Source organism: Candidatus Omnitrophota bacterium, from assembly GCA_028716245.1.
GTDB lineage: Bacteria > Omnitrophota > Gorgyraeia > Gygaellales > Profunditerraquicolaceae > UBA6249.
This window is the reverse complement of sequence record JAQUQW010000001.1, coordinates 495713-511769: the sequence shown is the minus strand read 5'-3', so window position 1 is coordinate 511769 and position 16057 is coordinate 495713. Positions and strand designations below refer to the sequence as shown.

The 16057-nt window shown below is 44.9% G+C and carries 7 protein-coding genes, 2 tRNA genes and 3 rRNA genes; all 12 read left to right on the top strand.

The window, feature by feature from the left end; translation table 11 throughout:
- Position 1 precedes the first annotated feature (1 nt).
- The 12 genes from PHG87_02755 (at position 2) to rrf (ending at position 15865) form a co-directional block, all read left to right on the top strand.
- Complete coding sequence (locus PHG87_02755; GenBank protein ID MDD5477111.1) at positions 2-1771, top strand: TIGR03960 family B12-binding radical SAM protein; 1770 nt, start codon at positions 2-4, stop codon at positions 1769-1771.
- 71 nt (positions 1772-1842) lie between these two features.
- Entirely contained in the window at positions 1843-3264 is a 1422-nt protein-coding gene (locus PHG87_02750) for a diguanylate cyclase (protein ID MDD5477110.1), read from the top strand.
- Between the two features lie 30 nt (positions 3265-3294).
- Positions 3295-3744 (top strand): hypothetical protein, encoded by a 450-nt coding sequence (locus PHG87_02745; GenBank protein MDD5477109.1) that lies wholly within the window; start codon positions 3295-3297, stop codon positions 3742-3744.
- Positions 3744-5459, top strand: a complete 1716-nt coding sequence (locus PHG87_02740; protein ID MDD5477108.1) for an ATPase, T2SS/T4P/T4SS family — start codon at positions 3744-3746, stop codon at positions 5457-5459. The genes PHG87_02745 and PHG87_02740 overlap by 1 nt, the downstream gene beginning before the upstream one ends.
- Positions 5460-5475: 16 nt before the next feature.
- Entirely contained in the window at positions 5476-7188 is a 1713-nt protein-coding gene (locus PHG87_02735; protein ID MDD5477107.1) for a GspE/PulE family protein, read from the top strand.
- A 2-nt stretch (positions 7189-7190) separates the two neighbouring features.
- Positions 7191-8258 carry an HD domain-containing protein gene (locus tag PHG87_02730; GenBank protein ID MDD5477106.1) on the top strand — a complete coding sequence of 356 codons (1068 nt, stop codon included), beginning with the start codon at positions 7191-7193 and terminating at the stop codon, positions 8256-8258.
- On the top strand, positions 8255-9463 hold the full coding sequence (locus PHG87_02725) for a type II secretion system F family protein (protein ID MDD5477105.1): 1209 nt from the start codon (positions 8255-8257) through the stop codon (positions 9461-9463). The genes PHG87_02730 and PHG87_02725 overlap by 4 nt, the downstream gene beginning before the upstream one ends.
- Before the next feature lie 387 nt (positions 9464-9850).
- A 16S ribosomal RNA gene (locus PHG87_02720) occupies positions 9851-11436 on the top strand.
- A 182-nt stretch (positions 11437-11618) separates the two neighbouring features.
- A tRNA-Ile gene (locus PHG87_02715) sits at positions 11619-11695 on the top strand.
- A 9-nt stretch (positions 11696-11704) separates the two neighbouring features.
- A tRNA-Ala gene (locus PHG87_02710) sits at positions 11705-11780 on the top strand.
- Between the two features lie 194 nt (positions 11781-11974).
- Positions 11975-15673 (top strand): 23S ribosomal RNA (locus PHG87_02705).
- Between the two features lie 75 nt (positions 15674-15748).
- Positions 15749-15865 (top strand): 5S ribosomal RNA (gene rrf / locus PHG87_02700).
- Together the 16S, 23S and 5S rRNA genes with 2 tRNA genes alongside form the textbook arrangement of a ribosomal RNA operon.
- Positions 15866-16057 lie beyond the last annotated feature (192 nt).

The following is a 16057-nucleotide window of genomic DNA, read 5'->3' as shown; positions in this document are numbered from 1 at the left end:
CATGATCGAAGATTTGTTTTTAAATGTGCACCGGCCCGCCCAGTATATGGGCAACGAATGGAATTCTTCTAAAAAGGATTTTGCTTCTTCCGCTGTGACTTTCGCGCTGGGTTTTCCGGATTTATACGAAGTGGGAATGAGCAACTTAGGGTTGCGTATTATCTACGGCCTGTTAAATAATATTGACGGTTTAGTTTGCGAAAGATTTTTTGCCCCTGAGGCCGATATGGAGGCTGCTTTAAGGAGCGCGAATAAACGCCTTTTCTCCTGGGAGTCAAACCGGCAGTTATCCAGTTTTGATGTGTTGGGATTTTCACTCGGTTCGGAGTTAAACTATACCAATGTCTTAAACATCCTGGATCTGGCAGGACTGCCTTTAGAATCCGCATTACGTAATCAGCAGCATCCTTTGGTTATTGCCGGAGGGCCAACAACCCTTAATCCGGAACCAATGGCTGATTTTTTTGATTTATTCATTATCGGTGAGGCTGAAGAGTCACTTGTAGAACTGCTGGATCTATATCGGAATTTAAAACAAGATTATAAAAGCGGCAGGTTAACCAAAGAAGGCCTTTTGATTAAACTGTCTAAAATTGAAGGGGTTTACGCTCCGTCTCTCTACGCTGTAGATTATGATGCAGGCGGTGAGCTTACTGCTTTTTATCCAAAGGAAAGCGCCCTGCCTTTAAAAATAAAGAAACGCGTAGTCAGCGATTTTGATTCAGCTTATTTTCCCTGTAATTGGATGGTGCCTTATGTCCAGACAATCCATGACCGGATTACTTTGGAAATTATGCGCGGCTGCCCCAACCGCTGCCGTTTCTGCCAGGCTAGATCCCAGTATTATCCCCTAAGAATAAGAAGTAAAGAAAAGGTAATCTCACTGGCCAGTCTTGCCTATGCCTCCAGCGGATATGAAGAATTATCCCTGGCCGGTTTATCCGTAAGTGACTATCCGGGATTAGAGAAACTGGTTTTTGATTTAACCGCTATCTTCAAGGATGAGTCGGTTAACCTGTCGCTGCCTTCGTTAAAGGCCAAGGCATTATTAGGAAACGTATCGGCGTTAATTGCTAAAATAAAAAAAACCGGCCTGACTTTTGCCCCGGAAGCAGGGACGCAGAGATTACGCCAGGTCTTGGCTAAAGATTTTTCCGAAGAAGATTTTTTTAAAGCCATCGCCGCCGCCTATGAAGCCGGCTATCAGCATTTAAAATTATATTTTCTGATCGGTTTGCCCGGCGAGGATAAAGAGGATCTGGACGGAATAATCGATTTTGCAAAAGAGGCCTCGGAGTTGAAAAGGAGGATAAAAGGCTCACCTGCCCAAATCAATATCAGTATTAATCCGTTAATCCCCAAACCGCACACCCCCCTGCAATGGTTAAAAATGGATTCCATTATTTCAATACAAGAAAAACAAGATTACCTAAGATCGCGTTGTAAAAACAAAAGGATCAAACTCAATTTCCATAATTTCCAAATGGGTTTTTTAGAAGGGGTGCTTTCCCGCGGGGACCGCAAGTTAAGCCGGGTTATTTTGGCCGCCTATAGGAAAGGGGCCAAGTTTGATGCCTGGTCAAATTATTTTTCGTTTGCCAGGTGGCAGGAGGCATTTTTTGAAGAAGGGATAGACCCGCAGGCATACCTTGGCGAAAAAGCAATTACCTCTGTTCTGCCTTGGGATTTTATCGACACAGGAATCAATAAGGATGATTTACTTGCGGAATTTAACGAATCTTGTGTTAATAAAACTATTGCCAGATGTTGAGTTCAGGGATATAATTATTGAATATCCAAAAGTATTTCTGCGTTCTAATGGAATAAATTGCGGAGAAAAATATGCCTAAAAAAATTGACCGCTTTTCTTTAAATTCGCGCACAATAAAGCAGAAACTGATTGTTGCTTTTCAGCTTATGTCTATCCTGCCGTTTTTAGTTTGTGTTTATTTAGTGTCAAATTATATCCTGCCTAAATTTGGGCTCAAGATTGATATCGTGGCTTCTTTGGTTGTCAGTATGTTTGTGGCGGTAGTCGGGCTTTTGGTAATTAAGGAAGTTTTTGACCGTTTAGCCTTAATGGCTAAGGAGGCCAAGGTTATTGTCTCCGGGGACATTAGCCGCAAACTGGAAGTGGAGCATAATGATGAAGTGGGGGAACTGGGCCATGTTTTAAACCAGCTGACCAACCGTATCCGCGGCGATATGGATGAACTTAAGCAATATAGTGAGAAAACTACCGAAATTAACCTGGAGATTCAGCAAAAAATAATCGTTCTTTCTAACTTGTTGCAGGTCAGCTCGCTTATTTCTCAGGGCGCGAAATTGGAAGATATTTTAAAAATCGCGGTTGAAAAATCCAGGCTTCTGGCTAATTCCGAAACCGTGTTCCTGCTTTTTAAGGAGGAGAATAAAGAATCATTTTGCGTCAAGGTTGCCGACGGAGCAGGAGCGGATTATTTAATGACGGTGGATGTCGGGGTAAAAGAGGATATCTATAATAAGGCCTTTAATTTAAATAAGCTTTTAATCCTGGATAAGCAAAATCTGTTAGAGAATAATCTTGCCGCTGAATTTTTTGCTAAATTTCAGGTGAAAAATTGCCTGTCGATGCCTATTTTTTTAAGAGGAAGGGTCAAGGCGGTGCTGGGGATTGCCAACAGCCGGGATAATTTTTTGTATACTAAGGATGACATGGAACTCCTGGATATATTTTCAAAGCAGATTGCTATTGCTATTGAAAATGATATTTTAATACGCCGCATCGAGAAACTGGAAACAAAAGATACCCTTACCGGACTTTATAATCGAAATTTTATTACCAGCCGCCTCCAGGAGGAAATAAAAAGGGCAATTACTTATCAGCGGCCATGCGCATTTGTTATTTTTGATATTGATAATTTTAAAAATTACCGCGAGAAATTCGGGTTGATCAGCGCGGAAGTTACCCTAAAGAGAATAGCTGTCTTGTTAGCTGGTTCTGTTACCGAGGTTGACCGGGTAGGCAGGACCGATGATGATGAATTTTCGTTAATTCTCCCCGAGAAGAATAAGCGTCAAGGTAAAGAGGTTGCCGAAGAGATACGTAAAAAAATCCAGCTGGCTTTGCCTTCCGATCAGGATAGCAGTAAAAGTATTACTTTGAGCGCCGGAGTTGCGGAGAATCCTCTTGATGGGGTTGAAGCTGAGCAATTAATTGATAAAGCAAAAGAACTGTTAAAGAAAGCTAAAATCGAAGGCAGAAACAGGGTGGTAGCTTTTTAATGTGTCCTTGTGGACAAGGAGTGTTTGAAAGTGATCAGAAGGATCAATAATAAACAATTAGGCGAACTGCTGCTTGACCGCGGGATTATTAATCAATCCCAACTTGATCAGGCTTTGGGCGTCCAAAGGGATAAAGGCGGTTTAATCGGAGAGATCCTGGTTGAACTGGGATTTGTCAAGGAAGATGATATTGCCCAGTCATTGACCGCCCAATACGGTTTTCCTTATTTACCTTTGGGCAGCTACGATGTGAATGCAGATATTACCAGCATTATCCCCGGCAGGGTTGCCCGGCAGTATCTGCTTGTGCCGATAGATAAAATCGGCAATAATCTTACTTTGGCCATGTCTAATCCTTTGAATGTTCAGGCGATTGAGGACGTGGAATTGCTTAGCGGATGCAGTGTGCAGACTTTTGTTTCCACCTCTTCGGATATTAAAAGAGCGATTGAGAAATATTACAGCAAAGATAAAGAATAATGCTTTCTCTCAAAGATCGGCTCACCGAAATATTAATTAACAACAAACTCATTACTACTAATCAACTTGAGCAGGCGCTTAAGGTACAAACCACTAAAGGCGGCAAACTTAGCGATATTATCGTCGAGCTTAAGTTTGTCAAGGAAAGCGAGTTGATTACCATCCTAAGCGAAGGCTTGGGCCTGCCTCTGATCGATCTGAAACGTTTTAAAATCGATCTTGAAATCGTAAAAATAATCTCCGTTGATATTGCCCGCCATTACCAGATTATCCCTATATCCAAAATGGGGGATACTATCACTTTGGCTATGGCTGACCCGTTAAACATATTTGCCATCGATCATGTCCAGTCGCTCACCGGTTTTAAAATAAATCCCATAATTTCTTCGGTCCAGGATATAAACCAGGCAATTGAGTTGTCTTATCCTGATACCAGCAAGGGAATCATTGACGATTTGGTTAAAGAAATGACTGATTCTTCCATTGAGCTGGTAAAAGAGGAGAAGGAAGTATCTCCGAGCGATCAGGAGCTAAGCCGCATTAGCCGTGAAGCCCCGGTGATCAAAGTCGTAAATATGATTTTAGAGGAGTCGATAAAAAAGAAAGCTTCCGATATTTTGATTGAACCATTTGATAAAAAATTACGCATACGTTTCCGTATTGACGGTATCCTGCAGGAGCAGAAGACCCCGCCAAAAACTATGCATGCTTCCATAGTATCGCGGGTCAAGGTTATGTCGGAGCTGGATATTGCCGAACACCGTGTTCCTCAGGATGGGCGTTTTAAAATAAGGATACTTAACCGGCACATCGATTTTCGCGTTTCTATTTTACCGTCTACTTATGGCGAGAAGGTCGCTTTGCGCATATTGGATAAGTCACAGGCCAATCTGGATATGAAAAAATTAGGTTTTAGCGATTATGCCCTGGAAGTCCTAAGAAAGATGTCCTTGCTTCCGCATGGCATGATCCTGGTCTGCGGCCCGACAGGAAGCGGTAAAACCACTACGCTTTACGCGATATTAAAATCAGTGGATAGCCCGGATAAAAATATTGTTACCGTGGAAGATCCAGTGGAGTTTCAGCTGGACGGCATAAATCAGGTAACTGCCCGGCCGGAAATCGGCCTTAGTTTTGCTGCGGCTCTGCGTTCTATCCTGCGTCAGGACCCGAATATAATTATGATCGGTGAAATCCGTGATTATGAAACTGTTGATATCGCGATTAAAAGCGCCCTTACCGGCCACCTTGTCCTTTCTACCTTGCATACCACTACAGCCGCCGGTGCGGTAGTGCGTTTAGTAAATATGGGCGTAGAGCCGTATTTAATTAATTCTTCTTTGGTTTGCGTCATGGCGCAACGGCTGGTACGTAAAGTATGTTCATATTGCAAGGAAATGCATGTTCTTAAAAATGAGGTTGCCGCTAGTTTAAAGTTGGATACGGCAAAGATGGGTAAATTACAGTTTTATAAAGGCAAGGGCTGCGAGCGTTGTTTTAATACCGGATATTCAGGAAGGACCGTAATTGCCGAAGTCCTGCAGCTTAGCCCGAAGATCCGGGAGCTAATCCTTAGCGGTTCGCAGGAGCAGTTTATTAAGCAGCAGGCGCGCCTTGAAGGGATGAAGACCTTGCGGGAAGACGGGCTTGCGGCTGCCTTAAAGGGAGAAACTACCATTGAAGAAGTTTTGCGGGTAACAGCGCCGGATGAATAAAGGAAGCGTTCATTAAATGCATTCATTAAAAGAAAATATAATCGAGATACTCTTAAAAAGCAAACATATAACTAAAGAGCAGCTGGACCATGCTTTGATTCTACAGAAGGAGAAGGGGGTGCCTTTAAGGAGGATCCTGGTTGATGAAGGGATTATTACGGAGGAGATTTTACTTTCCCTGTTTTCAGAGCAGCTTTATATACCCAGCCTGCGTTTGGCTAAGTTCAGGTTTGATCCAAAAATAATCAATCTCATTCCGGAACAGATGGCCAAACTCTACAATACTGTCCCGCTATCCAGGATCGGCAACACCCTTACCGTGGCCATGTCTGATCCGTTGAACATTTTTGCGCTGGATGATTTAGGTAACTTTACTGGATGCAATATTGATATTGTTTTGAGCCCCGAAGATGAGATTACCCGCGTTATTGACAGCCAGTATCACAAGGAAATCAGGGATATGCAGAATATCCTTGATGAAACAACTTCAGTCCGGGCCATAGATTCTGATAAGAATCTGGAGTTGCTTAAAACCGATGCGATTGAGTTATCCAATACTCTTCAGGATAGCGAGAAGGCCCCGATTGTGCAATTAGTTAATATTATATTAGCCCAAGCCTTAAAGAGAAGGGCTTCAGATATACATGTTGAACCTGAAGTTGACTGTTTGCGGATCAGGTATAGAATAGACGGTTCTCTCCATGATATCCTAAGGGTCCCCAAAATAAATCAAAACGCAATCTTAGCCAGGCTTAAAATAATTTCTAATCTGGATATTACTGAGAATCGTATTCCTCAGGATGGCAGGTTTAAAGTAAAAACAGAGGACCGGGAGATTGATTTTAGGGTATCCAGCCTTCCGACGACCTTTGGCCAAAAATTTGTTTTGCGCGCTTTGGATAAAAGCAATCTTTCCGTGGGCTTGGATAAATTGGGTTTTTCCGAACAGCCCGCCTCTAATTTTAAGGCGGCAGTGGCCAAGCCGTTCGGCATGATCCTGGTTACCGGGCCTACCGGCTCAGGTAAATCTACCACGCTTTATTCTGTTTTAAATCAATTGAACACTCTGGACAGAAATATCATTACTATTGAAGATCCGGTAGAATATCTGGTCGAAGGGATTACGCAAATGCAGGTTAAACCGGATATTGGTTTGGATTTTGCTTCGGGATTGCGTTCTATTTTACGGCAGAGCCCGGATGTAATTATGATTGGGGAAATCCGGGACGCCGAAACCGCCGATATCGCCATTAAAGCCGCTTTAACCGGCCAGCTTGTGCTTTCCACTTTGCATACTAATGACGCGATTTCCAGTATTACCCGGCTTATCGATATGGGGGTTGAGCCGTTTTTGGTCGCCTCCAGTGTCATTATGCTTTGCGCCCAGCGCCTGGCGCGCAAGATTTGCCTTAAATGCCGGGCTCCGATAGAGGTTTCCGATGATTTTCTGAAAAAAATAGGATTTAGCGGAAAAGCCAATTTCTTTTCCGCCAAGGGTTGTAAATATTGCAACAACACCGGCTTCTACGGCAGGGTAGCGGTATTGGAGACGGTTTTGATTGATGATGCCATCAGAGAGATGGTTATCCGCAAAAAATCAATTGATGAAATCAGGGATTATGCGATTAAGAAACTGGGAATGAAAACATTACGCGATGATGCTTTTTTAAAAGTTAAAGAAGAGTTGACTACCCTGGATGAAGCGCTGAGGATTACTACCGAGGAATGATTATGGAAACCGCTGGGAAAATACTCCTGATTTGTGATGACAACTCTTATTCCGTGTATATCAAAGAACAGTTGCTGGATTCGGGAGTCAGCTCTGTTTTTGTAGAACCTACTGCCCAGGCAGGTATATTAAGTTTAAAACAGGGCAGCTATGATTTAGTTTTTATAAAGTATGGAACAGATACAAATACGGCCCTGCTGATCTCGGAGCTTAAAAAAATCGATCCTGATTGCGTAATGGTCATTTTGTTTGAAACAGGACAGGAGGAAAACGTAGGCAACCTTATGGATTTGGGAATTTATGATTGTTTAAGCCGGCCGGTAAACATAGAAAGGTTAAAATTTATTATTGAAAAAGGGGTTAAGCTGCATGCCTTGCTTCTGGCTAACCGTAAATTTTCTCAAGGGTTGAAAGAATCCAACCAGTCTTTGGAAAAGCAAAATATGCTTTTAGCCAGAAGGATTGAAGACGCGACTACCAACTTGAGCCGGCTTTATGAAGATTTGCGCACCACCTATATGCGCACGATCAAGGTTTTAGCCCAGGCAATCGATGCCCGCGACCATTATACGCACAGCCATTCCGAGGATGTGGCGTGGATTGCCATAGCGATTGCAAATTACATGAAGCTTCCGTCAAAAGAAATTGAATTATTGCGTCAGGCTTGCGAATTACACGATTTGGGCAAGATTGGAATTGAAGATAGCATATTGCTCAAAACTTCCGCTCTTACACCCCTGGAATGGGAGCAAATCCGTAAACATCCGACTATCGGAGCCCAGATCCTCGAACCGTTGACTTTTTTAAACGGAGTGGTAGACTTAATCAGGCAGCACCATGAGCATTATGACGGTTCAGGCTATCCGGAAGGAAGAAAAGGCAATGACATCCTTCTTGGGGCGCGTATCATTCATGTCGCCGATGCTTATGAGGCAATGCGTTCGGCGCGTTCTTACAGAAAGATTCCTTTAGTTAAAGAGGAAGCGATTCTGGAGATCAAACGTAACAGCGGCACGCAATTTGACCCTAAGATCGTAGATGCGTTTTTAAAAATAGTGGATAATCTATGAACTCATACCAATATAGCGCAAAAGACATAAAAGGCCAGACCATAACCGGCATAGTCCAGGCAGCTTCGGAGTCAGAGGTTGCCGACATTTTACATAAGAAAGAGCTGGTAGTGGTTTCTATAGAAATTGCCAAAGCTGCTGCCGCCAGGCCAAAAAGAGGCGATAAAAAAGTTAAGCTTGATGACCTGGTTATTTTTTCCCGCCAGCTGGCGACAATGATCGGCGCCGGCATTCCTTTGGTCAATGCCTTGGGGATTTTAGCGGAACAGATCGAGAATGAAAATTTAAGGGGAATTATCGGTACTGTGCGCAGCGACATTGAAGCGGGGATAAGTTTCTCTGACGCCATGGCCAGGCATCCGGAGGTCTTTTCCGATTTGTTTGTGAATATGGCCAAAGCCGGAGAGGCTTCGGGTATGTTGAATGAAATCCTGGATCGCTTGGCTACGTTTATGGAAAAACAGGCGGCGCTTAACCGTAAAATAACTTCCAGCCTGGTTTATCCGGCGGTAGTGGTGAGTATGGCTTTTATTATTACGGCCTTGCTTTTGCTAAAAGTAGTCCCTACGTTTAAGGGGATATTTGAATCACTCGGCGGTACGCTGCCGATGCCCACGCAGGTTTTAATTTTTCTCAGCGACCTCCTAAGAAAATATTTCTTGTACACCGTATTGATCCTGGGAATTGCGATATATTTGTTCAGGAGTTACATAAAGACAGAGAGGGGCAGATACCGTTTCGACCAGCAGTTATTGAAGTTGCCGGTTTTTGGTCCGCTTTTGCGTAAACTGGCCGTAGCCAAATTTTCCCGCACATTTTCTACTTTAGTTAAAAGCGGAGTTACTGTTTTGAGCGCTTTGGATATTGTCAGCAAGACCTCCGGCAATAAGGTGGTTGAGGAAGCGGTACTCAATTGCTCTAAAAGTGTCCGCAACGGAGAACCGATATCCAAGCCCTTGGCTAAAAGCGGGGTTTTTCCGCCCATGGTTACGCGGATGATTAATGTCGGCGAGCAAACCGGCCAGCTGGAAAAAATGCTTTCTAAAATTGCTGATTTCTATGATGATCAGGTAGATAGCGCGGCAGCCGCCTTAACTAGTATGATCGAGCCGATGGTTATCGCCTTTTTAGGCGTGGTTATTGGTGGCATCGTTATCGCTTTGTTCCTGCCCATCTTCAAGATATCTCAGCTTATGTCGCGATAGTAGCAGGATAAAGCCAAATCCTCTGGAAAATTAACAACTTAGGCGTTTAATTAAAGCTTAAAATAATTTAAAAAAATACTTGACAAAAAGTATTTTTGTATTAAACTTAGTGTTCCCCCTGAAAAGGGGTTAAATTATTGTGAAAATAATTAAAACGCAGTTGACAATTTCTAGCAGTTAATCCGCATCGACAATAAGGGCGCCAGTAGAGAATAGAATTTGCGTCCCGACAATTTTTGTCGGGACGTTTTTTTGTCTGCTCTTTTGATAATTGAATTGCCAAGCGAGGCCAGTATAAGAATAGGAATATTTTTATACGGGTCAATTTCATGAGGTTTGAAATTAAATAAATCACTAGAGCCTTCATACAAATTTTTCCAAAAGATTTTTTCGGAGAGTTTGATCCTGGCTCAGAGTGAACGCTGGCGGCGTAGATTAGGCATGCAAGTCGAGCGATACTTTTTTCTTGATATGGTGAAGCCGTAAGGCCGATCTGTTGATGGAAAGAGGATATAGCGGCAGACTGGTGAGTAACACGTGAGTAATTTACCTCTAAGTCGGGGATAGCCTTGCGAAAGCGAGGGTAATACCCGATGTGTTTACGGCTGCATAAGCAGCTGTAAGTAAAGGAGGCCCGTAAGGGTTTTTGTTTAGAGATGAGCTCGCGTCCTATCAGCTAGTTGGTGGGGTAATGGCCTACCAAGGCGTTTGACGGGTAGCTGGCCTGAGAGGGTGGTCAGCCACATGGGGACTGAGACACTGCCCCAACTCCTACGGGAGGCTGCAGTCGAGGATATTTAGCAATGGACGAAAGTCTGACTATGTGACGCCGCGTGAGGGATGAAGGTCTTCGGATTGTAAACCTCTTTCGATAGGGAAGAAAACCTGTTCTTAACGGAACAGACTGACGGTACCTAGAGAAGAAGCCACGGCCAACTCTGTGCCAGCAGCCGCGGTAATACAGAGGTGGCGAGCGTTACTCGGATTTATTGGGTGTAAAGGGCAAGTAGGCGTCTTGACAAGTTAGGAGTGAAATCCTGCAGCTCAACTGCAGAACTGCTTTTAAAACTGTCAAGATTGAGACTGGGAGAGGAAAGCGGAATTCTCGGTGTAAGAGTGAAATCTGTAGATATCGAGAGGAACACCAGTGGCGAAGGCGGCTTTCTGGTCCAGTACTGACGCTGAATTGCGAAAGCTAGGGGAGCAAACAGGATTAGATACCCTGGTAGTCCTAGCCGTAAACTATGAGCACTAGGTGTTGGGGGTTTACCCTTAGCGCCGTAAGTTAACACGTTAAGTGCTCCACCTGGGGACTACGACCGCAAGGTTAAAACTCAAAGGAATTGACGGGGGCCCGCACAAGCGGTGGAACATGTGGTTCAATTCGACGCTACGCGAAGAACCTCACCAGGGCTTGACATGTAGGAAGTAGGAACCTGAAAGGGGGACAACCTGTCAAGTCAGGAGCCTGCACAGGTGTTGCATGGCTGTCGTCAGCTCGTGTCGTGAGATGTTGGGTTAAGTCCCGCAACGAGCGCAACCATTATTCTTAGTTGCTAATTTCAAAGCCGCAAGGCCTAGAGATGCACTCTAAGGAGACTGCTCGGGATAACCGAGAGGAAGGTGGAGATGACGTCAAGTCAGTACGGCCTTTATGCCCTGGGCTACACACGTGTTACAATGCCGACTACAAAGCGTTGCCAACCCGCGAGGGGGAGCTAATCGCAAAAAAGTCGGCTCAGTTCAGATTGGAGTCTGCAACTCGACTCCATGAAGTCGGAATCGCTAGTAATGGCGGATCAGCTACGCCGCCGTGAATACGTTCCCGGGCCTTGTACACACCGCCCGTCAAGCGATGGGAGCTGGTGGTACCTGAAGTCTCCAAGCAATTGGGGCCTAGGGTAAAACCGGTGACTGGCGCTAAGTCGTAACAAGGTAGCCGTACCGGAAGGTGCGGCTGGATCACCTCCTTTCTAATAATTTTGTTTAACGACGAATTATTAGAAAAACTTGGGGTTAATTTAATAATCCTAAGGCTTGGCATTCAATTATCTATATTTTAGGAGTTCTCTCCAACTTAAGAGGGCTTCTGATATTTTGTGTTAAGTGTAATGAATCAGGGCATTGCACAGCAGTAATGCATACACTTAATTTCGGGCCCATAGCTCAGTTGGTTAGAGCACAGCCCTGATAAGACTGGGGTCAGAGGTTCGAATCCTCTTGGGCCCACCATTTTCGAGGGGGGCTGTAGCTCAGCTGGGAGAGCACCTGCTTTGCAAGCAGGGGGTCAGGAGTTCGATCCTCCTCAGCTCCACCAGACATAAATTTATTTGACGATGCGTTCGTCAATTTATGTTCTTTGACAACTTCGATCTTTTGAAATTTATTTCATTAGATCGACTGTTCCTGCGATTGATGAGATTGACGGGAACAGACATACAGATACAAGGTCAATTTGATCTTGTGTGGTAAAAACTACAATTCAAATAACCGAGTGAGAATCAAGATTTTGGTCAAGCTACAAAGAGTCTATGAACGGATGACTTGGTTAGGTGAGGCGATGAAGGACGGGGTAAGCACCGATATTCCCCGGGGAGCCGCAAACTGGCTTTGATCCGGGGGATTCCGAATGGGGCAACCCACCGCAGGTTATACTGCGGTATCTTGCTTGTGAATAAAATAACGGGCAAGAAGCGATACCAGGAGAACTGAAACATCTAAGTACCCTGAGGAAAAGAAATCACAGAGATTCCCTTAGTAGTGGCGAGCGAAGAGGGAACAGTCTAAACCTTTTTTCCGCAAGGAAAAAAGGGGTTGCGGGACCTCGATGTGGGATTGTCTTAGGATAGCAGAAGTACCTGGAAAGGTACGCCAAAGAGAGTGAAAGCCTCGTAAGCGAAATTCTAAAGGCACCCTAGAGGTATCCCAAGTAACACGGGACACGGGAAATCCTGTGTGAATCTGGGCCGACCACGGTCTAAGACTAAAAACTACACCTAAACCGATAGTGCACAAGTACCGTGAGGGAAAGTTGAAAAGAACGCTGGTGAAGCGAGTGAAATAGAACCTAAAATCATAGACTTACAAGCTGTGGGAGGGCTATGCTATTTGCGCAAGCGAGTAGAATGCCTGACCGCGTACCTTTTGCATAATGGTCCGACGAGTTACTTTGTGGTGCAAGCTTAACCCCGCTGTGAAAGCACCGGGGGCAGGCGTAGCGAAAGCGAGTCCTAATCGGGCGAACATAAGTACCATATAGTAGACCCGAAGCTGAGTGATCTATCCATGGTCAGCGCGAAGCTCTCCGAAAGGAGAGTGGAGGTGCGAACCCGTCAGTGTTGAAAAACTGTGGGATGAACTGTGGATCGGAGCGAAAGACTAATCAAACTCAGAAATTGCTGGTTCTCCCCGAAATATTTCTAGGGATAGCCTCGGATAATTAAATAGTAGGGGTAGAGTGCTGAATGGGCTACGGGAGCATACTAGCTTGCTGAGCCCAACCAAACTTCGAATACTACTATTTTTATTCCGGGAGTAAGACAATGGGGGCTAAGCTTCATTGTCAAAAGGGTATCAGCCCAGACTGTCAGCTAAGGTCCCTAAGGATAGGCTAAGTGGTAAAGGATGTGGATTCACTAAAACAACCAGGATGTTGGCTCAGAGGCAGCCATCATTTAAAGAGTGCGTAACAGCTCACTGGTCGAGTGATTTCGCGCCAAAGATGATCGGGGCTTAAGCCTATTACCGAAGCTGCAGATTAGTTTTGCCTTCGGGCAAGATTAGTGGTAGGGGAGCATTGTCTAGTTGGTTGAAGCTGTACCGTTAGGAGCAGTGGACACTAGACAAGGGATTATGTCGGAATAAGTAGCGAAAATGCCTGCGAGAAACGGGCACACCGAAATTCTAAGGTTTCCTGGGGAAGGTTAATCCGCCCAGGGTTAGTCGAACCTAAGCTGAGGCCGTATGGCGTAAGCGATGGACAATCTGTTAATATCCAGATACTAGTTATGTGGCGTTATCACCTCTTGTATGACGCAGGAGGCTGAGGATTGCGCAGTGTTGGATGTCTGCGTTCTCTGTTTCGGAAGAAGCGGAGGGGACTCTGAGGGCAACCGATGAGGAAGTATTTTTAAGCCATGCTGCCGAGAAAATTACAGGAGGAAGTCGCATAACTACTCGTACCGGAATCCGACACAGGTAGAACTCCAGAATATGGTAAGGTGATCGAGATAACTCACGTTAAGGAACTCTGCAAACTAGCCCCGTACGTTAGCAATAAGGGGTGCCTCGGAGGTCGCAAGGCCTTTTCGAGGCTACAATAAAGTGGATCGGGTGACTGTTTAGCAAAAACACATCACTCTGCAAACTCGAAAGAGGAAGTATAGGGTGTGACACCTGCCCGGTGCTGGAAGGTTAAGGGGATTAGTCAACGGATCGTAAGATTTGTGAAGCTTTGAACCGAAGCCCCAGTAAACGGCGGCCGTAACTATAACGGTCCTAAGGTAGCGAAATTCCTTGTGGGGTAAGTTCCCACGCGCACGAATGGTGTAACAACCTGATCGCTGTCTCAACGTGAGGCTCGGCGAAATTGTAGTGGCGGTGAAGATGCCGTCTACCCGCATCAAGACGAAAAGACCCCAGAACCTTTACTGCAACCTGCTATTGGGTTTTGGATCAATATGTGTAGCATAGGTGGGAGACTTTGAGGCCCAGGCGCTAGCTTGGGCAGAGTCGCAATCTGAAATACCACCCTTATTGCTCTAAGATTCTAACCCCTTGCCGTGAATCCGGCGGAGGGACAGTGACAGGTGGGCAGTTTGACTGGGGCGGTTCCCTTCTAAAAAGTAACGAAGGGGCCCCAAGGTTGGCTCAGGGCGGTCGGCAATCGCCCGTGGAGCGTAAGCGCATAAGCCAGCTTAACTGCGAGTCCGACAGGACGAGCAGATACGAAAGTAGGGGCTAGTGATCCGGTGGTTGAACGTGGAATTGCCATCGCTCAACGGATAATAGGTACTCTGGGGATAACAGGCTTATTGGACTCGAGAGTTCACATCGACAGTCCAGTTTGGCACCTCGATGTCGGCTCATCCTATCCTGGGGCTGTATAAGGTCCCAAGGGTCCGGCTGTTCGCCGGTTAAAAGGGTACGCGAGCTGGGTTCAGAACGTCGTGAGACAGTAAACATGACCGTTGCTGTCTTTAAATCTGGCTAATTGCTGGAAAATCTGAGTATCTCATATTACTACTTGACGATTTAGTCTCTATATGATATTATATCGCCGGGAGTGAAAATATATGAGTGCAGACAATCAGCAGGAAAGGCCAAGTGAAATAGCATCATATATCTCAGGCTTTGTTGACGGAGAAGGCTGTTTTTCGATAACAATTCAGAAAAGCAGCAATGTGAAATTAGGAATTCAGGTAATTCCGGAGTTCCACGTTTCGCAGCACCAAAACAGGACTGAAGTCCTTAAAGTGATTAAGGATAAATTAGGTTGCGGATATATCAAGCCTAATGATTATCGAAATCCAAAGGATCAAACTTCAGTTTATGTGGTGCGCAATATTAGTGATCTTCGCGATAAAGTCATACCATTCTTTAAAAAATCACCACTCATTTCAATTAAACAAAAAGACTTTGAGAAGTTCGCTCGAGTTGTTAGTTTAATGAAAGAAGGCGGGCATTTAAAGAAAGGTAGCTTGGTTACGATATTAAAAATCGCTTATTCAATGAATTTTAGCGGTAAATATCGTAAACAAAAGTTGGAAGATATAATTCGTCACTTGGAATCTTCAGAGACTATACGCCAGACTCTCCGAAAGGAGAAGATGATATAGTCCGAACTGCATAGCGATATGCAGAGGTTGGCAGAAATGTTAACCCTCATTGAAAAATGTGTAACAGTATTGTCGGTCTCTATCTGATGTGGGCGTTAGGATATTTGAAGGGAAGTTCTCTTCAGTACGAGAGGACCTAGAGAAACAGACCTATGGTTTTCCGGTTGTCCTGCCAAGGGCAAAGGCCGGGTAGCTATGTCTGGAAGGGATAAGCGCTGAAAGCATCTAAGTGCCAAGCCCCTCCCAAGAATAAATATCCCTGAGCCGCAAGGCTCTGTAGGCTGGTCGTAGACTACGACCTTGATAGGCGTAAAGTGTAAGACTCGTGAGAGTTTCAGCTAATACGTACTAATCAGCCAATCGGCTTGTCCTTTATTTTGTTTCACTTGGGTTATTTGGACGAGTAGTTTTTGCTCACTTATATCTGTGTGTAGTTGTTGAAAGTCTTTGGAGTGCCTTTATCGAGGGGGAAACACCCGTTCCCATTCCGAATACGGCCGTTAAGCCCCTCAGAGCCGATGGTAGTGTAGTCGTAAGGCTATGTGAGAGTAGGTCGGTGCTCCTTTAAATAAAAAAAGAGCCAGCTATTAATTTAGTTGGCTCTTTTTTTATTTGTCCCGAGCACCGGCCTACTCTCACAAAGGGGTGCGGGGGAAAACTTTCCCCCGCGCTTGGGGGAGAACAGCGCCTAGTTAATAATTGCGCATCAGCGTTAGGAGGGGGCTTGCCCCCTTCTAAATAGTGAGAGTAGGTCGTG